The following is an 18,837-nucleotide window of genomic DNA, read 5'->3' on the forward strand; positions in this document are numbered from 1 at the left end:
GCTCGGGGCGCCGTGAGCGAAGCGACAGTGCTGTCCCCGCCGCTGGCGAGCGCGTTGCGGGCCGCGGCCGAAGCTGTCGCCGGCGTGATCGCCGGCCGCACGCCCGAAGCGCCGCTGGCGGCGACCATTCCGGCGCTGCGGCCGGCGGTGATGGACCTCGTCTTCGGCACGCTGCGCGATGGCGGCCGCGGTGATTTCCTTCTCGGCCGGCTGCTCGCGCGGCCGCTGCAGGAGCCGCTGATCCATGCCCTGCTGCTGGTGGCGCTGTTCCGGCTCGAGCAGCGGCCGCAGGATGTACACACCACCGTCGATCAGGCCGTCGATGCTGCCGCGGGCATCAGGCGCGGCCGCCTCAAGGCCCTGGTCAATGGCGTGCTGCGCGGTTTCCTGCGCCGTCGCGACGAGCTGCTCGCCGCCGCCGAAGCCGACGTCGTCGCGCGCTGGCGCCATCCGCGCTGGTGGATCGAACGCCTGCAGGCCGAGCAGCCGCAAGCTTGGCCGGCGGTGCTCGCCGCCGGCAACAGCCACCCGCCGATGACGCTGCGCGTCAATCGCCGCTGCGACGACGCGCAGCACTATCTGGCCGAACTCGTGGCCGCCGGCATCGAAGCGCAGGCGCTGGACGCCGTCGCCATCCGCCTCGAGGCGCCAGTCGCGGTCGAGCGCCTGCCCGGCTTCGCCGCGGGTCGCGTCTCGGTGCAGGACTGGGGCGCGCAGCGTGCCGCCGCCCTGCTCGATCTCCATGAGGGCCAGCGCGTGCTCGACGCCTGCGCCGCGCCCGGGGGCAAGACGGCGCACATCCTCGAGACGGCCGATGTCGAGCTCACCGCGCTCGAACTGGATGCGCAGCGTGCCGGGCGCGTGCGCGAAAACCTCGCGCGCCTCGGTCTCGCCGCCGATGTCCGGGTCGCCGACTGCCGGCGTCTCGAGGAATGGTGGGATGGCCGCCGCTTCGAACGCATCCTCGCCGACGTGCCCTGCTCGGCCTCGGGGGTGGCCAGGCGCCATCCCGACATCAAGTGGTTGCGGCGGGCCGCCGATGTGGCGCAGTTCGCACAGACGCAGGCGGCGATCCTCGATGCCTTGTGGCATGTGCTGGCCCCCGGTGGCAAAATGCTTTATTGCACCTGCTCCGTGTTTCGCGCCGAAAATGTCGACCAGATCAAGGAATTTACCCGGCGTCACCCGGATGCTGCGCGTTTGCCCACCGGCTGCGCCGAACTCGAAGTCCACTTGATGCCCGGCCCCGACCACGATGGCTTCTATTACGCGCTGCTGCAGAAGCTGGCTTAGCCGCCTGGCGCTGCTGCTGGCGCTCGCGCTGGCCGGCATCGCCCATGCCGGCAGCATCGAGCCGGTGCACGCCGATCTCAAACAGGGCGAGGACGGCCACGTGCTGTCGGCCGAGTTTTCCGTCGATCTCGGCTCCCGCCTCGAGGAGGCCGTGGCGCGGGGCGTGCCGCTCTACTTCAACCTCGAGTTCGTGCTCGAGCGCAACCGCTGGTACTGGCTCAACGAGCAGGTCGCCAGCATCACCATCAATTATCGTCTCGCCTACAACGCGCTGACCCGCCAATACCGGCTCTCCGTTGGCGGCCTCCACCAGAGCTTCGCGACGCTGGCGGAGGCGATGCGCGTCATCGCGCGGATCTCGGCGCTGCCGGTGGCCGACAAGGGTGCGCTGAAGCCCGGCGAGAACTACACGGCGGCGCTGCGCCTCTCGCTCGACCGCAGCCAGCTGCCCAAGCCGCTGCAGGTCGACGCCATCGCCAACAGCGACTGGCAGGTCAGCACCAAGGCACTGCGCTGGCAGTTCTCCCCCGCGCCCGAGTCCCCGGCGAAGTGAAAGTCCTCCTGATCCTCGCGGCTGCTGCGGGTGCGATACTCGTCTTCCTGCTGACTTCGGCCAGCGCCAACACCGCACTGCTCTCCGGCTATTACCCTTGGCTGCTCGGCGCCAACGCCCTGATCGCGGTGGCGATGCTGGCACTGGTGGGCATCCAGCTGCGGCGGCTGTGGAAGGACTTCAAGGGCGGCGTTTTCGGCTCGCGGCTGAAGACGCGGCTGGTGCTGCTGCTGGCGCTGATGGCGCTGCTGCCGGGTGCGCTGGTCTATGCCGTTTCGATGCAGTTTGCCGTACGCTCGATCGAGTCCTGGTTCGACGTGCGCGTCGACAGCGCGCTCGAGGGCGGTCTCGACCTCGCGCGCAACGTGCTCGACGCACAGCAGGCGGAGCTGCTCGAAAAGGCCCGCGGTATGACGCTCGACGTCGGCGATACCGGCAATGCCGGCCCGGCGCTGCTCAACCGCCTGCGCGAGCAGTCCGGAGTGCAGACGACGACGCTCTTCGCCGGCAACGGCCAGATACTGGCGAGCAGCTCCAGCGATGTCGGCAGCCTGCTGCCGCCGGTGCCTTCGACCGCGCAGCTGCGCCAGGCGAGACTGGGCCGCGGCTTCGCCGTGGTCGAGGGCGAGGCCGCGACGGGCCTGATGCTGCGGGCGCTGGTGCCCGTCAGCGGCTTCGAACTGGGGGCCGAGCAACGGGTGCTGCAACTGACGAAGATGGTGCCCGGCGCCATCGCCCGCAGTGCCGAGAGCGTTGCGGCCGCCCACCGCAACTACCAGGAACTGCAACTGGGCAAGCAGGGACTCAAACGCATCTACACCCTGACGCTGACGCTGACGCTGCTGCTGGCGCTGTTCGCCGCCATCGCGCTCGCCTTCGTCTTCGCCGAGCGCCTGGCGCGGCCGCTGCTGATCCTGGCCGAGGGCACGCAGGCGGTGGCGGCCGGCGACTTCACGCCGCGCAGCGTGGTGGCTTCCGACGACGAGCTCGGCGTGCTGACGCAGTCCTTCTCGAAGATGACGCGGCAGCTCGACGACGCCCGGCGCGAGACCGAGCGCCATCGCCAGCAGGTCGAGGCCGCCAGCGCCTATCTCGAGAGCGTGCTCGCCAACCTCTCCGCCGGCGTGCTCGCCTTCGACCGCGAGCTGCGGCTGCGCGCCGCCAACCGCGGCGCCATGGCCATCCTGCGCGAGGACCTGACCGAGCTCGAGAAGGTGCCGCTGGCGGAGTGGCCGCGCCACGGCGCCTTCGCCGGTGCGATCATCGCCGCCTTCAGGGAGCGCGGCGACGAGTGGCAGCAGGAACTCGAACTCGAGGCCGATGGCGTCACGCAGGTGCTGCTGATGCGCGGTTCCACCCTGCCCGAGGCCGGCGGCGGCGGCACGGTGGTGGTGTTCGACGACATCACCCAGCTCATCTCGGCGCAGCGCAGCGCGGCCTGGGGCGAGGTGGCGCGGCGTCTCGCGCACGAGATCAAGAATCCGCTGACCCCGATCCAGCTCTCGGCCGAGCGGCTGCAGATCAAGCTCGCCGACAAGCTCGAGCCCGCCTCGCGCGACATGCTCGACCGCTCGATCGCCACCATCGTCGCCCAGGTCGAGGCGATGAAGAACATGGTCAACGACTTTCGCGACTACGCCAAGACGCCGCCGCCGAGCCTGGCGGCCGTCGATCTCGATGCGCTGGTGCGGGAAGTGCTGACGCTCTACGAGGCGGCGTCGCCGCGCGTCGAGGCCAGCCTCGTCGCCGACCTGCCGCGCGTGCGTGCCGATGCCAACCAGCTGCGCCAGGTGCTGCACAACCTCATCAAGAACGCCAGCGAAGCGCTCGCGGAACATGGCTCTTCGCCGTCCCTGTTTGCCGGCGAGGGACCGAAAATCCTGGTGGCAACGCGCGCCGAGGACAGGCGCGTCGCGCTCGTCGTCGCCGACAATGGCCCGGGCTTTCCGCCGCAGATCCTGAAGCGCGCCTTCGAGCCCTACGTCACCACCAAGGCCAAGGGCACGGGGCTGGGGCTGGCCATCGTCAAGAAGATCGTCGACGAGCATCGCGGCGAGGTCGTGCTGGCCAACCGCAGCGGTGGCGGCGCCGAGATCACCATCCGGCTTCCCGTCGCCGCCCACGAATGATGATATTGTTCAGCCATGGCCCAGATACTGGTCGTTGACGACGAAGTCGGCATCCGCGAACTTCTTTCGGAGATCCTCCGCGACGAGGGGCATGACGTGCGCCTGGCGGAGAATGCCGGCGCCGCCCGCGCCGCCCGCGCCGCCGCGCGCCCCGACCTGGTGCTGCTCGACATCTGGATGCCCGACACTGACGGCATCACCCTGCTCAAGGAGTGGGTCGCCAACGGCCAGCTCAACATGCCGGTGGTGATGATGTCCGGCCACGGCACCATCGACACCGCGGTCGAGGCGACCCGCATCGGTGCCATCGACTTCCTCGAAAAGCCGATCGGCATGCAGAAGCTGCTCGCCGCCGTGCAGCGTGCGCTCGACCGCTCGCACAAGCCCGGCGCCGGCAGCCTCTCGCTCGCCGCCTTCCCCCGTTCGGCGCCGCTGAAGGACCTGAAGAAGCGCCTCGAGCAGCTTGCCGCCAAGAGCCGCACCGTGCTGCTGCGCGCCGGCCCGGCCGGATTCGTCGAGCTTGCCGGGCGCACGCTGCAGCCACCGGGCCGCGCCTGGGTGGACGTCGCCGCCGACTCCAACCCGATCACGCTGGACGCGCTGCAGGCCGCGGCCGGTGGCGTGCTCTGGTGCGAAGAGCTCGGCCGCCTGACGCGGCTGCAGCAGAAGAATCTCGCTTTCGCCGCCGAACGCCTGGAAAAGTTCGATCTGCACCTGGTCGCTGCCAGCAGTCACGACCTGGCGGCGTTGACTGCGCTGGGCTGGGACGAGGCGCCGCTGCGCCGCCTGTTCGAGGTCTGGCTTGGCGTGCCTTCCCTGGCCGAGATCCGCGACGAGATTCCCGACATTGCCGCCCACCTGCTGACCCAGCTGGTCGAGGCCGGCGAAAGCCCGCTGCGGCGCCTGTCCACCGCGGCGCAGAACGCGCTGCGCCAGCACGCCTGGCCCGGCGGCTACGGCGAACTGAAGAGCGTGGTCAAGTCGCTGGCGCTGGGTGCGCTGGAGGAGGAAATCGGCGGCGAGGACGTCACGCGGCTGCTCACGCCGGTACCCGACGGCGCACCGAAGACGCCGGCGGGGCTGGCGGTCGAAATGCTGGCGCTGCCGCTGCGCGAGGCGCGCGAAACCTTCGAGCGCATCTATTTCGAATACCACCTCGGGCTCGACGGCGGCAACATGACGCGGCTGGCCGAGACCACGGGCCTGGAGCGGACGCATCTTTATCGCAAGCTGAAGGATCTGGGGCTGCGGTAGTATTTCCGGTGGCCGCACCGGCCGCCCAATAACAAGACCAAGGTGGTCGCCATGAAAGAACTGATCGCACTGCTGCTGACTGGCATCGTCATGCTCGCCGGAGTGCCCGCCTTCGCGGCGAAGGGCGACGCCGACAAGGCCCGGGCGGAGATCCGCAAGACCTCCAAGGACATTCTCGCCCAGCTCTACAAACAGCAGCCTTCGGCGAAGAAGGCGGTGGCCTCGGCTGCGGGCTACGCCGTGTTCAGCAACTTCGGCATGAAGATCTTCGTTGCGGGCAGCGGCAGCGGCAAGGGCGTCGCGGTGAACGCCAAGAGCAAGAAGGAAGTCTTCATGAAGATGATCGAGGTGCAGGCGGGTCTCGGGCTCGGCGTGAAGACGTTCCGACTGGTGTTCGTCTTCGAGAACGAGAAGGGCTGGAACAACTTCGTCAACTCGGGCTGGGAGGCCGGTACCCAGGCTACTGCGGCGGCCAAGAGCGGCGACTCCGGTGCGGCCTACCAGGGCGCGATCTCGGTGGCGCCCGGCGTCTGGCTCTACCAGATGACCGACAAGGGCCTGGCGGTGGAGGCGACGGTCAAGGGCACCAAGTACTACAAGGACGACGACCTCAACTGACGGTCGCTCGCCGCGGTGGCGCCATGAAAATCCTCATTCTCGGCGCCGGCCAGGTCGGCGCCTCGGTGGCCGAAGTGCTCACCTCCGAGGCCAACGACATCACCATCGTCGATCAGAACCGGGAGAGCCTGGCGGCACTGGGCGACCGCTATGACGTGCGTACCGTCGCGGGCAATGCCGCCTACCCTTCGGTGCTGCGCGAGGCCGGCATCGAGGACACCGATCTGCTGGTGGCGGTGACGCAGTCCGATCAGACCAACCTGGTGGCGTGCAAGATCGCGCGCAGCATGTTCGGGGTGCCGACCCGAATTGCGCGCTTGCGTTCGGACGATTTTCTCGATGGCGATCTGCTGTCGCCGGAAAATTTCGCCGTCGATCATGCGATCAGTCCGGCACAGGACATCACTGACTACATAGTCAAGCTCATCGCCTTTCCCGAAGCCCTGCAGGTGCTCGAGTTTGCCGACGGCAAGGTCACACTGATCGGGGTGCGCGCCTATCAGGGAGGACTGCTCGTCGGCAAGCCGATCCGCGCCATGCGCGAGCACCTGCCGGCCGTTATCGATGCACGTATCGCGGCGATATTCCGCGAGTACCAGCCGGTCGAACTGGACGGCAACACGGTCATCGAGCCTGACGATGAAGTCTTCGTCCTGGCCGCGACCGGACACATACGAACGGTGATGCAGGAATTGCGCCGCATGCAGCAGCCGGTGCGCCGCGTCATGATCGTGGGCGGCGGCAACATTGGCGCGCGCGTCGCCGCGGCGCTGGAGGCGAGCTATCAGGTGAAGCTGATCGAGCGCGACCAAGGTCGTGCCGAGATCGTCGCCGGCCAGCTCGCCGCGACGCTGGTGCTGCACGGCGATGCGACCGACGAGAAGCTGATGGCCGAGGAGAACATCGATGAAATGGACATGTTCCTCGCGCTCACCAACGACGACGAGGACAACATCATGGCGGCGCTGCTGGCCAAGCGCCTCGGCTGCAAGCGCGTGCTGGCCCTGATCAACCGCCGCGCCTACGCCGACATGGTCCAGCACAGCGCGATCGACATCGGCCTCTCGCCGGCGCAGGTCTCGATCGGCTCGCTGCTGGCCTATGTCCGTCGCGGCGACGTCGTGCGCGTGCACAGCCTGCGGCGCGGGGCGGCGGAGGCGCTCGAGCTCGTCGTCCACGGCGACAGGAACACCTCGAAGGTGGTTGGACGGCGCATCGACGAACTGCCAGTGATCAAGGGCGCGCGCATCGGCGCCATCGTTCGCCGCAGCAGCGAGCCGGAGGTGGTGGCGAAGGACGGCTTTCTCGTCGACGAGTACGTCGATTTCGTGCTCATTCCCCATCACGACACGGTGATCGAGAGCGGCGATCACGTTGTGGTCTTTTGCACGCGCAAGCGTCAGGTGGCGGAAGTCGAGCGCCTGTTCCAGGTTTCCGCCGGGTTTCTCTGATGTTGCAGCGCGTGCTGCCGGTCCTGCACGTCCTTGGGCTGATGCTGATGTTCTTCAGCGGCACCTACCTGATGCCCATTGCCGCGTCGCTGATCTATGCCGACGGCACGTGGATGCAGTTCATCGACGCGATGATGGTCGCACTCGGCTCGGGTGCCCTGCTGGCACTTGTGACCCGGCGCTACAAGCGCGAACTCAAGCCGCGTTCCGGCTTCCTGCTGGTGACCCTGGCCTGGATCCTGATGGCTGCCATCGCCACGGTGCCGCTGATGCTGGCCATCGAAGGCCTGTCGTTTACCGATGCCTTCTTCGAGACCATGTCGGGGCTGACGACGACCGGAGCGACCGTGCTTACCGGCCTCGAGAAGCTGCCGCCGGCGGTCAACCTCTGGCGCCACGAGCTCAACTGGCTCGGCGGCATGGGCATCATTGTGCTGGCCGTGGCCATCCTGCCGCTGCTCGGCGTCGGCGGCATGCAGCTGTACAAGGCCGAGGCCACCGGTGTGAACAAGGAATCGAAGCTGACAGCGCGCATCGGCGATACCGCCAAAGCCCTCTGGCTGGTCTATTTCGGCATCACCGTCGCCTGCATCCTGGCGTTGAAGGCGGTCGGCATGAACTGGCTCGACGCCATCTGCCATGCTTTTGCGGCGCTGTCGCTCGGCGGCTTCTCCACCTACGATGCGAGCGTCGGCCAGTTCGATTCGCCGGCGATCGAGGCGGTGCTGATCTTCTTCATGATGATCGCCGCGATCAATTTCGCCAGCCACTTCCTCGTCTGGCGCCAGCGTTCCCTGGCCGTCTACCTGCGCGATGCCGAGGCCAAGGCCATCGTCGTGGTGATCGCCTCGTCGACGCTGATCTGCTCGATCTACCTTGCGGTCAAGGGCACCTATCCCGATTTCCCGACCAGCCTGCGCCATGTCGCCTTCAACCTGGTCTCGATCGCCACCGACTGCGGCTTCGTCAGCCAGGATTACGACAAGTGGCCGGCTTTCGTGCCGCTGTGGATGCTGCTCCTGTCGTGCATCACGGCGAGTTCCGGCTCGACCGGCGGCGGCATCAAGATGATCCGCACCCTGATACTCGCCCGGCAGGGCCTCGTCGAGCTGAAGCGGCTGATCCATCCGCACCTCGTCGCACCCCTGCGCGTCGGCGACACCGCCGTGTCGCCGCAGATCGCCGGCGCGGTGCTCGGCTTCATCTTCCTCTACATCCTGACGGTCGGCGAGCTCACCTTCTTCCTGGTCGCATCGGGCCTCGACTTCACCTCGTCGATCACCGCGATCGTCGCCTGCATCAACAACGCGGGCCCCGGCCTCAACGTCGTCGGTCCGGCGCAGAACTACCAGGCGCTGACCGACTTTCAGGTCTGGGTCTGTTCGGCGGCCATGCTGATCGGCCGCCTCGAGGTGATGACCGTCTTCGTGCTGCTGACGCCGGCGTTCTGGCGGAAGTAGGCCTGGAGGGCTTGGCCCGCCCTTCCCCAGCCCCTCCTTCTCGGGAGGGGAGACGCGCGGTACGCGGCGAAGCCGCAACCCGCCCCCTTGGCTGCTATGACGCTCCCCGTAATGACCGAGCGCAGCGAACTCGTGAGGCACCTCCCCCGCGAGGGGGAGGTCGGGAGGGGGCGGGTCTATAATCAGCGCCTTTCCCCGCCGGAGGCCGCCATGGCCCGCCCCAAGAACGACAACTTCCTGCGCGCCCTGCTGCGCGAGCCGGTCGATTACACGCCCACCTGGCTGATGCGCCAGGCCGGCCGCTACCTGCCCGAGTACAACGAGACACGACGCCGTGCCGGCAACTTCCTCAACCTCTGCAAGAACCCGGGCCTCGCCTGCGAGGTGACGCTGCAGCCGCTGGCGCGCTTCCCGCTCGACGCCGCCATCCTCTTCTCCGACATCCTCACCGTGCCCGACGCCATGGGCCTCGGCCTCTATTTCGCCGAGGGCGAGGGGCCGAAGTTCGAGCGGCCGCTGCGCGAGGAATGGGCGATCCGCGACCTCGCCGCGCCCGATCCCGACGCCCACCTGCGCTACGTGCTCGACGCCGTGCGCGAGATCCGCCGCGCGCTCGACAACTCGGTGCCGCTGATCGGCTTCTCCGGCTCGCCCTTCACCCTGGCCTGCTACATGGTCGAGGGCGGCGGCTCCGACGATTTCCGCACCGTCAAGACCATGCTCTACGACCGGCCGGATTTGCTGCACCGCATCCTCGAGGTGAACGCGCAGGCGGTCACCGACTACCTCAACGCCCAGATCGAGGCCGGTGCCCAGGCCGTGCAGATCTTCGACACCTGGGGTGGCATGCTCTCCCACGCCGCCTATCGCGAGTTCTCGCTCGCCTACATGCAGCGCGTGATCGAGGGCCTGATCAAGAGCCACGATGACGAGCGCGTGCCCTGCATTGTGTTCACCAAGGGTGGCGGCCAGTGGCTGGAGGCGATTGCCGCGACGGGCTGCGACGCCATCGGCGTCGATTGGACCACGGATCTCGGCGAGGCCCGCCGCCGCGTCGGCGACAAGGTCGCGCTGCAGGGCAACCTCGATCCGATGGCGCTGTTCGCCTCGAACGAGGCCGTCGCCGGCGAAGCCAGGCGGGTGCTCGACAATTTCGGCCCGGCCGACGGCAAGGGCGGCCACGTCTTCAATCTCGGCCATGGCATCTCCCAATACACCGCACCGGAGCGGGTTTCCGTGCTGGTCGAGACCGTGCGCCAGCACAGCAGGCACTCCTAGGGCAACGCCTCTTGCCGATGCCCTCGCGGCAAGGGTTCCAGGGCAGCGCAAAAATGGTGCGGGGAGTTGACTTATGCACAGAATCCGGTTTCGCCCTGTCCCGGCCGAACTTACGGTGTTGTCAGCAATGGGAAAATTGCAACCCATTGTTTTTTAACGAATCTAGTATTGCACATTCGTTACGCAAGTGCGACAAACGCTATATGGCGTGGGCAGTTAGCGCAAGTCGGCAGGCGTTGTTCACAAACTTATCCACAGAATTTGTGGGTAAGACAAAAACCCTTTCCTGCCATGTGATTACCCGCGAAAAGCGAGGTCAAGTCGAGATTCATGTCGCAAGCGCTTGATCCCGTCCTGCAGGTCGCCCTTGACGTTCCCCTGCCCCGCCTTTTCGACTATCGCGGCAGCGCTGAAATAGTTCCCGGCAGTCTCGTTCGCGTTCCCTTCGGCAAGGGCGTGAAGACCGGCGTCGTGGTCGCGGTCGCGGCGCAAAGCGATCAGCCGGCGGACAAGCTCAAGGCCGTCGAGGCGGTGCTGGCGGTGACGCCGCTGCCGTCCGACTGGCTGGCGCTGTGCGAGTTCGTGAGCCGCTACTACCAGCATCCGCTCGGCGGCGTGATGAGCCTCGCGCTGCCCCCGCTGCTGCGCCAGGGCAAGCTGCCGCGCAAGCTGAAAGAGAAGCCGGCGGGTGGGGCAGAGACGGTGCTGCCGGTCATGCCGGTGATGCTCGACGAGCAGGTAGTCGCGGTCGCGGCAATCTCCGCGGCGAGCGGTTTCGCCCCCTTCCTGCTGCACGGCATCACCGGCAGCGGCAAGACCGAGGTCTACCTGCGCGCCATCGCCACCGTGCTTGAACGTGGCGGCCAGGCCATGATGCTGGTGCCGGAGATCGCGCTCACGCCCCAGCTCGAAGGCCGCGTCGCCGCGCGCTTCCCGCAGGCGCGCATCGCCATCGCCCACAGCGGCGTGGCCGATGCCGGCCGCACGCGCGGCTTCCTCGATGCCCATGCCGGCCGCGCCGACATCGTGCTCGGCACCCGGCTCGCCGTGTTCATGCCGCTGCCGCGGCTGCAGTTGATCGTCATCGACGAGGAGCACGACGGCTCCTTCAAGCAGCAGGAAGGCCTGCGCTACTCGGCGCGCGACGTCGCGGTGTTCCGCGCCAAGCAGCGTGGTGTGCCCATCGTGCTCGGCTCGGCCACGCCCTCGCTCGAGACTTTCCACCATGCGACGAGCGGCCGCTACCGCCTGCTCGAACTCACCCGCCGCGCCGTGGCCGAGGCGCCGCCGCGGGTAGCGGTGGTCGACACCCGACGCGAGAAACTGCAGGACGGCATGAGCGCGGCGCTGCTGGCGGCGATGAGCGAGCGCTTGCAACGTGGTGAGCAGAGCCTGATCTTCCTCAACCGCCGCGGCTACGCGCCGGTGCTGGCCTGCCCGGCCTGCGGCTGGATTTCCGGCTGCCGCCGCTGCGCCGCGAACCTCGTCGTCCATCTCGCCGACCGGCGGCTGCGCTGCCACCACTGCGGGCTCGAGGCCGGCATTCCGCGTGCCTGCCCCGATTGCGGCAACGTGGACATCCATCCCTTCGGCCGTGGCACCCAGCGCCTCGAGGCGGCCCTGAGCGAGCGCTTCCCCGAGGCGCGCATCCTGCGCATCGACCGCGATTCGGCCAGCACGCCGGTGAAATGGGCGGCGCTGCTCGATGCCATCCACGAAGGCTCCGCCGACATCCTCGTCGGTACCCAGATGCTGGCCAAGGGCCACGACTTTCCCAAGCTCACGCTGGTCGGCGTCGCCGGTGCCGACGCGGCGCTGTTCGCCGCTGACTTCCGCGCCCCCGAGCGCCTCTTCGCCCAGCTCATGCAGGTCGGCGGCCGCAGCGGCCGCGCCGCGCTGGCCGGCGAAGTGCTGATCCAGACCGAATACCCGTCGCATCCGCTCTACCAGGCGCTAATCGCCCACGACTACGCCGCCTTCGCCGCCGCCCAGCTGGCGGAGCGCGAGCAGGCCGGCTTCCCGCCCTATGTCTTCCAGGCCCTGCTGCGTGCCGAGGCGAAGCAACTCGACGACGCACTGGCCTTCCTCGCCGCCGCGCGCGAGTCGGCGCTGGCGCTGGGCGGATCCGTCACGCTCTACGATCCGGTGCCGATGCGCCTGTTCCGCAAGATGACCCTGGAGCGGGCGCAGCTGCTGGTCGAATCCGCCAGCCGGCCGGCCCTGCAGGCATTCCTGACAAGCTGGGTCGCCGGCCTCTACAATCAGAAAACGCCGCGCGACCTGCGCTGGCATGTCGACGTCGACCCGCTGGAGTTCTGATGAAAACGCAGCACCGCCTGCTCGATGCCGCGATTGCCGTCTTTCTGCTCGGGGCGGTGGCGATGGCGCTGCTGATCGCGCGCGGCATCCTGCTCGCGGCCGAGGCCGAGACGGACCTGGCGAACCGCGACGGCAAGTCCAATGCGACGGCGACGGCGAAGGCCCTCGATACCGAGTTCGGCGCCATGCGTCACCTGGCGCGCGTCTTCGTCGCCGAACGCCGGGCGCTGCTCGAGGACATCGGCGCCAGGGGTGATCCCAACGACCACATCTTCGACCTGGCAGAAGCGGTCTCTCGCTGGTTTCCGCACAACCTGGCCTTCACCATCGCCGACGGCGAGGGCGTGCCGCTGGTGACCGATTTCAAGAACGGCATCGGCCCGGCCTGCCTCGCCGACCTCAAGCTCAGCGCGGCCGGCAGGCTCGACAGGGTGCCGCTGCACATGGCGGGGGGCATCAGCCACGTGGACATCCTGGTACCGGTGACCTTCCGCGACGGCCGGCGGGGCAGCTTCATGGTCAGTTTCACCACCACCGGCCTGGCCGGACTGATGAGCGCCAGCGGCGACTCACGCTACACCGTGAGCCTCGTCCCTGCCGGGACGCCTGCCGGGATCAACGAGTTCCTTGCGCCGGTGCCCGTGAGCGACCTCGCGATCAAGGTCCGGCTCGACCCGAAGTTCCTCGACGTCGTCGACGGCATCAGCCGGCGCGACCTGCTGATCTACGTCGGCGGCTTCTCGGCCTTCGCCCTGTTCGGCGCGTCCGTGCTGCTCTGGATGCGGCGGCGGCTGCGCCGGGCGCCGCCCGGCTAGCCGCGTCGACCTGCCGCGAACCAGCCGTAGCTCGCCGCCTGCAGCAGCACGAGGACACCCAACGTCCACTGGAAGGCCTCGCGCTGTCCGAGGCCACTCGCGGCCAGCAGATCCACCCCCGCACCGAAGCCCCATTGCAGGCTGAAGGCGCCGACGAAGGCGCCGAGGTTGAGTGCGGTATTGACGCGGCCGGCGAGTTGCGGCGGAAACTGCGCCTGCAACAACGCGTAGGCGAGGTTGCCGACCGAGAACACCAGTCCGAGCATGAACCAGGTCGCGTGGGTCGGCAGCAGGTCGAGGACGATGGCCGCATTGACCGCCACGCCCAGTCCCATGCCGACCGCCAGGATGCGCTCGGGCGGGATGCCGCGGTGTTTGAGCGGAATGACGAAGAAGGCGATGGCGAGGAAGCCCGCCAGCATGGCGATGCCGGTGAGCAGCAGGTGGAAGGCTGCGGCGTCGCGGGTCAGGCCGTTGAAGTGCATCAGCCAGGGCACCGCCCACAGTCCCTGCACCGCCATGAAGCCGCCGACGATCATCGCCGTCTGCGGCGCGAAGCGCCAGAAGGCGCGGCTTTTCAGGATCTCGCCGAGGCCGCGCAACTGCCCGGCCACCGTCTCGCCGGCGCCGACTTTTCCCTTTTCGGGCGTGCTGAAGATCGCCGCCGCCGCGAGCAGCGCGAGCACCGCGAGGCCGAGGAACACGCCGCGCCAGCCGGCCAGCGGCAGCATCCAGCCGAGCGGGGTCGTCGCCGTCAGCGCGCCCAGACCCCCGGCGGCCATCACCGCGGCGTTGAGCGAGGCCTGGCGCTCGGCCGGGAACCACAGCGAGAAGGCCTTGAACGAGGCCATGAGGCAGGCCGAAACGCCCAGCCCGATCAGCGCGCGCGCCGTGACGAGGCCGCCGAGGCTGGCGGCCAAGGCGAAGAAGGCGCAGCCGGCTGCCGCGATCAGCAGCAGCGCCGCCTCGACGCGGCGCGGGCCGTAGCGGTCGAGCAGCAGACCCAGCGGCAGCTGGAAGGCGCCGAAGGCGAGCAGGTAGGCGGAGGTCAGCAGGCCGAGGTCGGTCGCCGAAACGCCGAGGTCGCGGATGAGCTCGGGCGCGATGACGGCATTGACGTTGCGCAGCAGGTAGGAGAGGTAGTAGCCCGCGGCGAAGGGGGCGAATATCCGCAGCCAGGGATTCACGCGGCGTTCTCCCGCAGCCAGGCGGCGCGCTCGTTCAGCTTCTGCACCCAGCGCGCGGCCAGCCCCGGCGCCGCGGCCAGCCGCTCGAGTTCGCCGGGCGCGGGGCGATGCGCCTTCCAACTCCGCCACAGGCGTGCGAGCGTAGCGTGCGGCGTCGGCCGCTCGAGCAGTTCGAAGGCGCAGCCCGGCGCCACCTCGCCCTCCTCGAGCACGCGGAAATACCAGCCGACGAGGCCCTCCTCGTCGATCAGCCGCGTCATGCCCTCGACGCCGAAGCGGCGGTCGATCTTCCAGCATGGCGAGCGCGGCCGCGAGACCTGGATGCGCGCGTGGCCGAGGCGGAAGACGTCGCCGATGCAGACCGTGGTTTCGTCCCAGCCCGGCACGCCGAGGTTCTCGCCGAGGCTGCCGGGGACCAGCCGTGCCGCCGCATCGGGAAAGGCCGCGGCGAGGCGTGCATAGTGCGCAGTCGGGTACTGGTGCAGCGCCTGCTCCGTCCCGCCATGCACGCGGCGGTCGGCCTGGGCGTCGCCGGCGAGACCCTCGGCGCCCAGCCACAGCGGCATTTCGCATTCGCGCTTGAACATGCCCGTCGGCTGGTTCTCGGGCGGCAGCGGCCGGATGCCGCCGGCGAACAATGTCGCGGCGTTCACCACAGCCATGCCGCGCCGCGCACGCCGGAGGAATCGCCGAACTTCGCCCTCGCCAGCTTCGTTTCCACGCGGTCGGAGAAGACATGCGCCCCCCACAGCGCCGGCACGCTGGCGTAGAGGCGATCGATGTTCGACAGGCCGCCGCCGAGCACGATGGCATCGGGATCGACGACGTTGATCACGGTCGCCAGCGCGCGCGCCAGCCGCTGCTCGTAGCGGGCGAGCGTCGCCTCGCATTCGGCGTCGCCGGCGGCGGCCTGGGCGACGATCTGCCCGGGGCTCAGCGCCGCCCCGCCCTGCTGCCGGTGGTCGCGCGCCATGCCCGGCCCGGAGAGATAGAGTTCGACGCAACCCTTGCGGCCGCAGTAGCAGGCCGGGCGGTGGTGCTCGCCGGGCATGGGGTTGTGGCCCCACTCGCCGGCGATGGCGTTGATGCCCGAGAGCACCTGGCCGCGCACGACGATGCCGCCGCCGACACCGGTGCCGAGGATCACGCCGAACACCACCTCGGCGCCGGCAGCCGCGCCGTCGGCGGCTTCCGACAGGGCGAAGCAGTTGGCGTCGTTCATGATGCGCACCGGCCGGCCGAGCGCGGCCTCGAGGTCGCGGCGCAGCGGCTGGCCTATCAGCCAGTTCGAGTTGGCGTTCTTGATCAGCCCGGTGGCCTTCGATTCGGCGCCGGGAATGCCGACGCCCACCGTGCCGCCAGCGCCGAGTTTCTGTTCCGCGCCCTTCACCAACCCGGTGATCGACGCGACCGTCGCCGGGTAGTCGCCCTGCGGCGTCGCCACCCTTTCGCGCAGGCGCTCGGCGCCGTCATCGTCGAGGGCGATGATCTCGATCTTGGTACCGCCGAGGTCGATGCCGAAGCGCATCAACTGCCACCGCGGCCGAACTGGTCGAGCGCCGCCCGGTAGTTGGCGGCCACCGTGCCGGGGCTGGTCGCCGTCAGCCCCATGTCGCGCAGCAGGCCGTCCTCGAGGCCGTAGATCCAGCCATGCACGGCGACCTCCTGGCCGCGTTCCCAGGCATCGCGTACCACCGTGGTCTGGGCGACGTTGGCCACCTGTTCAACGACGTTGAGTTCGCACAGGCGGTCGACGCGAGCGGCAGGCTCGACGGCATCGAGCAGGGCGCGGTGCTTGTCGCGCACGTCCTGGATGTGGCGCAGCCAGTTGTCGATGAGGCCGTGACGCGTGTCCTCGAGCGCCGCGCGCACGCCGCCGCAGCCGTAGTGGCCGACGACGATGATGTGCCGCACCTTGAGCACGTCGATGGCGAACTGCATCACCGACAGGCAGTTGAGGTCGGTATGCACCACGACGTTGGCGACGTTGCGATGGACGAAGACTTCGCCCGGCAGCAGGCCGGTGATCTGGTTGGCGGGCACGCGCGAATCGGAGCAGCCGATCCACAGGTAATCCGGGTTCTGCAGGCGGGCCAAGCGGTTGAAGAACTCGGGGTCCTGCGCGCGCACACCCTCCGCCCACGCACGGTTGTGGGCGAGCAGGTGCTCCAGGTTGGTGTCGATCATTTCTTGAAAAGTCCCTTGAGCGAGTCCTGCAGCTTGTCGGTGGCCTTCTTCTCGAGCTGCTGCTTCTGTTCCTCGATCTTGGCCTTGGCGGCTTCCTGCACCAGGCTGCCGAGTTCCAGCTTGTAGGAGATGTTGTCGAAGGGTCCGGAGAGGCGCACCGGCACGGTGACCCCCTTGAGATATTCGAGATCCTTGGCGCCCTGGCCGCCCGAGGTGTTCACGACGGTCGCCTTGGCCAGGTAGTCGATGCGGCCGTTGCCGATGTCGATGTCGCCGGCGCCGCCGAGGCGCAGAAACGGCGACTTGGCGGCGAGGTCCTCGTTGTGGGCGACGCCGTTGGCGATCCTGAAGGAGCCGGTCAGTTCGGTGAAATCGGTCTTGTCGGTGGCCTTCGCCGCCTGCACCACGTCCTGCTTGTTGGAGAACTTGGCCTTCAGTTCGCGAAAGGACTTGGCGAGGTCGATGCCCTTGACCGCGCCGTCCTTCAATGCCAGCGAAGCGCTGCCGGCCAGCGCCTTCTTCATCGCCGTCACGGTGTCGCCGCGCGTGGTGACGTCGAGATTGACCGAGCCGCGGCCCTCGATCAGGTCCTTGTCGAGGGCGTCCTTCATCAGCGGGTTGATGTTCACGCCGGCGAGATTCTGCTTCAGCGCCACGCTGTTGCCGTTGGCGTTTACCGACAGGGCGCCCGAGAGCGTGCCGTCGTAGAGGTTCATCGAATGCGGCGCGACGTCGAGCTTGCCCCCGGCAGCGTTGATGTTGAGGCGGACGTTGCTGGCCTTGACGTTCTGCACCGTAAGCGCGCCGACCTTGACCGTGCCGTGCAGGTTGAGCGACTTCAGCGCCGAGAGGTCGATCTTCTCTTCGGGCGCCGTCCCCTTGGCCGCCGTGCCGCCAGCGCCGACTTTTCCATCAGCCTTCTTCTGCGGCGGGAAATACTTGTCGACGTTGAGCCGGTCGATGTCGACATCGAAACCGATGTCGGGCGGCGCGAATCGGGCGAGGTTGAACTTCGCCGCGATCTTCGATTCGTCGAACTGGGTGTTGAGGGCGCCGTCGGCGGTCTGCTTGCCCCAGTTGGCTCGCGCCTGGCCGGCGAGCGGCAGCTTGACCTGTTTCATCGGCATCTGCGGGCTGGCGATGTCGAGCTCGCCGGCGAGCCTGGGCAAATCGACAGTGGTCGCCTCCATCTGCACCGCGACGGGGCTGGAGAGCTTGCCCTTGGCCGAAGTCTCGCCGACCTTGGCGTCGAGATCGAGGTCCAGCCTGGCGATCTTCACCGCCTTGGCCGAGCCCTCGACGCCGGCCAGGCCGAGCTTGGCGGCGATGGTCTTCTGCGCGCCGGCGAGGTTGGCGGTCAGCGCGATCTTCTCGCCGCTGGCCTTGTCCGGCGTCAGCGCCAGCTTGGGCGCCTCGAGCTTGACGTCGAAGGCGTCGGCGCCCTGCTTGCCCTCGGCCGTCAGCGTCAGGCCGTCGACCAGCAGCTCGCTGGTGGCGGGCCTGGCTGCCAGCTGGGCGGCGGCCAGCGCGAGGTCGAGTCCCTGCACGCCGGCGACTTCACCCTTGAGCGTGGCATCGAGCTTGGCGAGCCCGAAATCCTGTTTGGCGAGGTCATAGCGATAGCGGCCGGCGATCCTGAGATCGGCGGCGGTCCTGGGTTTGCTGGCCGTGACCTTCGCGGCCAGTTCCAGCGGGCCCTCGGCGGCGTTGGCCAGGTGGCCGGTGGTCAGGTTCAGGCCGGCGACGGCGTAGCTGCCGCCGGCCTGCTCGTCGCGGAAGGCGAGCTGGCTGTTCGTCACCTTGATGCCGGCGATGTCGAACTTGACCAGCGGGCTCGGCTCCTTGTCCGGTGCCAGCAGGTCGGCGATGTTGAGCGTGCCGTCCTTGCGGCGGATCAGCGTCGCTTTGGCGCCTTCGATCTCGATGGTATCGACCACGATCTGCTTCGACAGCAGCGGCATCACCGCCACCGAGACGCGCGCCGAGTCGAGGGCGAGGAATTCCGTGGCGCTCTTGTGTTCGGAGAGCGAGAGCTTGCCGACCTTGACGCCGAGGCTGGGCCAGAAGGCCAGTTCGAGCGGGCCGTCGATCCTCAGGCTGCGCTGTTTCTTTTCCTGCACCGCCTTGGTCGCTTCGGCCTTGATGAAGCCGGCATCGAATTTAGCCATGACGAAGGCGATGCCGGCGACGGCGACGAGCAGCACAGCGGCAATGCCGATGCCGATGATCCTGAGCACTTTCATTTGGAGTTTTCCCCTGCGGTGGCGTACATTTGGAAGGTTAGCAGAACATG

The 18,837-nt window shown here is 68.4% G+C and carries 15 protein-coding genes; 10 read left to right on the forward strand and 5 right to left on the reverse strand.

Going from position 1 to position 18,837, the window contains the following annotated elements; all coding sequences use genetic code 11:
- The first annotated feature begins 12 nt into the window (after nt 1-12).
- From rsmB to EJE94_RS03910, 10 genes are all read left to right on the forward strand, one after another.
- Complete coding sequence (gene rsmB / locus EJE94_RS03865) at nt 13-1,293, forward strand: 16S rRNA (cytosine(967)-C(5))-methyltransferase RsmB (RefSeq protein WP_243642512.1); 1,281 nt, start codon at nt 13-15, stop codon at nt 1,291-1,293.
- Nucleotides 1,256-1,846 carry a DUF4390 domain-containing protein gene (locus EJE94_RS03870; RefSeq protein WP_121240153.1) on the forward strand — a complete coding sequence of 197 codons (591 nt, stop codon included), beginning with the start codon at nt 1,256-1,258 and terminating at the stop codon, nt 1,844-1,846. The genes rsmB and EJE94_RS03870 overlap by 38 nt, the downstream gene beginning before the upstream one ends.
- Complete coding sequence (locus tag EJE94_RS03875) at nt 1,843-3,975, forward strand: sensor histidine kinase (RefSeq protein WP_121240154.1); 2,133 nt, start codon at nt 1,843-1,845, stop codon at nt 3,973-3,975. Before EJE94_RS03870 ends, EJE94_RS03875 begins: the two co-directional genes overlap by 4 nt.
- 15 nt (nt 3,976-3,990) lie before the next feature.
- Nucleotides 3,991-5,229 carry a sigma-54-dependent transcriptional regulator gene (locus EJE94_RS03880; protein WP_121240155.1) on the forward strand — a complete coding sequence of 413 codons (1,239 nt, stop codon included), beginning with the start codon at nt 3,991-3,993 and terminating at the stop codon, nt 5,227-5,229.
- Between the two features lie 51 nt (nt 5,230-5,280).
- Nucleotides 5,281-5,847, forward strand: a complete 567-nt coding sequence (locus EJE94_RS03885) for a lipid-binding SYLF domain-containing protein (RefSeq protein WP_121240156.1) — start codon at nt 5,281-5,283, stop codon at nt 5,845-5,847.
- Between the two features lie 23 nt (nt 5,848-5,870).
- Nucleotides 5,871-7,298, forward strand: a complete 1,428-nt coding sequence (gene trkA, locus EJE94_RS03890; RefSeq protein WP_121240157.1) for a Trk system potassium transporter TrkA — start codon at nt 5,871-5,873, stop codon at nt 7,296-7,298.
- Nucleotides 7,298-8,758 carry a TrkH family potassium uptake protein gene (locus EJE94_RS03895; RefSeq protein WP_243642513.1) on the forward strand — a complete coding sequence of 487 codons (1,461 nt, stop codon included), beginning with the start codon at nt 7,298-7,300 and terminating at the stop codon, nt 8,756-8,758. Before trkA ends, EJE94_RS03895 begins: the two co-directional genes overlap by 1 nt.
- Before the next feature lie 210 nt (nt 8,759-8,968).
- A complete protein-coding gene (hemE, locus tag EJE94_RS03900) occupies nt 8,969-10,036 on the forward strand; it encodes a uroporphyrinogen decarboxylase (protein ID WP_121240158.1) in 1,068 nt (355 codons plus the stop codon).
- A gap of 330 nt (nt 10,037-10,366) precedes the next feature.
- Complete coding sequence (locus EJE94_RS03905) at nt 10,367-12,355, forward strand: primosomal protein N' (protein WP_121240159.1); 1,989 nt, start codon at nt 10,367-10,369, stop codon at nt 12,353-12,355.
- Complete coding sequence (locus tag EJE94_RS03910; RefSeq protein ID WP_121240160.1) at nt 12,355-13,170, forward strand: hypothetical protein; 816 nt, start codon at nt 12,355-12,357, stop codon at nt 13,168-13,170. The genes EJE94_RS03905 and EJE94_RS03910 overlap by 1 nt, the downstream gene beginning before the upstream one ends.
- Here EJE94_RS03910 and EJE94_RS03915 read toward each other — a convergent pair.
- From EJE94_RS03915 to EJE94_RS03935, 5 genes are read right to left on the reverse strand one after another with little or no spacing between them, the layout of a single operon-like run.
- Nucleotides 13,167-14,357, reverse strand: a complete 1,191-nt coding sequence (locus EJE94_RS03915) for an MFS transporter (RefSeq protein ID WP_121240161.1) — start codon at nt 14,355-14,357, stop codon at nt 13,167-13,169. The two genes, EJE94_RS03910 and EJE94_RS03915, sit on opposite strands and share 4 nt — an antisense overlap.
- Nucleotides 14,354-15,010, reverse strand: a complete 657-nt coding sequence (locus EJE94_RS03920) for an MOSC domain-containing protein (protein WP_207855680.1) — start codon at nt 15,008-15,010, stop codon at nt 14,354-14,356. Before EJE94_RS03920 ends, EJE94_RS03915 begins: the two co-directional genes overlap by 4 nt.
- Nucleotides 15,007-15,885, reverse strand: a complete 879-nt coding sequence (locus tag EJE94_RS03925) for an ROK family protein (RefSeq protein ID WP_121240163.1) — start codon at nt 15,883-15,885, stop codon at nt 15,007-15,009. The genes EJE94_RS03920 and EJE94_RS03925 overlap by 4 nt, the downstream gene beginning before the upstream one ends.
- Nucleotides 15,885-16,544: a carbonate dehydratase gene (gene can / locus EJE94_RS03930; RefSeq protein ID WP_121240164.1), complete on the reverse strand. Its 660-nt coding sequence runs from the start codon at nt 16,542-16,544 to the stop codon at nt 15,885-15,887. The genes EJE94_RS03925 and can overlap by 1 nt, the downstream gene beginning before the upstream one ends.
- Nucleotides 16,541-18,787 carry an AsmA family protein gene (locus EJE94_RS03935; protein WP_121240165.1) on the reverse strand — a complete coding sequence of 749 codons (2,247 nt, stop codon included), beginning with the start codon at nt 18,785-18,787 and terminating at the stop codon, nt 16,541-16,543. The genes can and EJE94_RS03935 overlap by 4 nt, the downstream gene beginning before the upstream one ends.
- Nucleotides 18,788-18,837 lie beyond the last annotated feature (50 nt).

It is taken from the genome of Sulfurisoma sediminicola, from assembly GCF_003865015.1.
Classification (GTDB): domain Bacteria; phylum Pseudomonadota; class Gammaproteobacteria; order Burkholderiales; family Rhodocyclaceae; genus Sulfurisoma; species Sulfurisoma sediminicola.

What these genes read in the sequence shown, in the direction of transcription:
- trkA (WP_121240157.1), top strand. Translation starts at nt 5,871, where the DNA reads ATGAAAATCCTCATTCTCGGCGCCGGCCAGGTCGGCGCCTCGGTGGCC.
- EJE94_RS03880 (WP_121240155.1), top strand. Translation starts at nt 3,991, where the DNA reads ATGGCCCAGATACTGGTCGTTGACGACGAAGTCGGCATCCGCGAACTT.
- EJE94_RS03935 (WP_121240165.1), bottom strand. Translation starts at nt 18,787, where the DNA reads ATGAAAGTGCTCAGGATCATCGGCATCGGCATTGCCGCTGTGCTGCTC.
- EJE94_RS03910 (WP_121240160.1), top strand. Translation starts at nt 12,355, where the DNA reads ATGAAAACGCAGCACCGCCTGCTCGATGCCGCGATTGCCGTCTTTCTG.
- hemE (WP_121240158.1), top strand. Translation starts at nt 8,969, where the DNA reads ATGGCCCGCCCCAAGAACGACAACTTCCTGCGCGCCCTGCTGCGCGAG.
- EJE94_RS03895 (WP_243642513.1), top strand. Translation starts at nt 7,298, where the DNA reads ATGTTGCAGCGCGTGCTGCCGGTCCTGCACGTCCTTGGGCTGATGCTG.
- EJE94_RS03905 (WP_121240159.1), top strand. Translation starts at nt 10,367, where the DNA reads ATGTCGCAAGCGCTTGATCCCGTCCTGCAGGTCGCCCTTGACGTTCCC.
- EJE94_RS03870 (WP_121240153.1), top strand. Translation starts at nt 1,256, where the DNA reads ATGGCTTCTATTACGCGCTGCTGCAGAAGCTGGCTTAGCCGCCTGGCG.
- EJE94_RS03885 (WP_121240156.1), top strand. Translation starts at nt 5,281, where the DNA reads ATGAAAGAACTGATCGCACTGCTGCTGACTGGCATCGTCATGCTCGCC.
- can (WP_121240164.1), bottom strand. Translation starts at nt 16,544, where the DNA reads ATGATCGACACCAACCTGGAGCACCTGCTCGCCCACAACCGTGCGTGG.
- EJE94_RS03925 (WP_121240163.1), bottom strand. Translation starts at nt 15,885, where the DNA reads ATGCGCTTCGGCATCGACCTCGGCGGTACCAAGATCGAGATCATCGCC.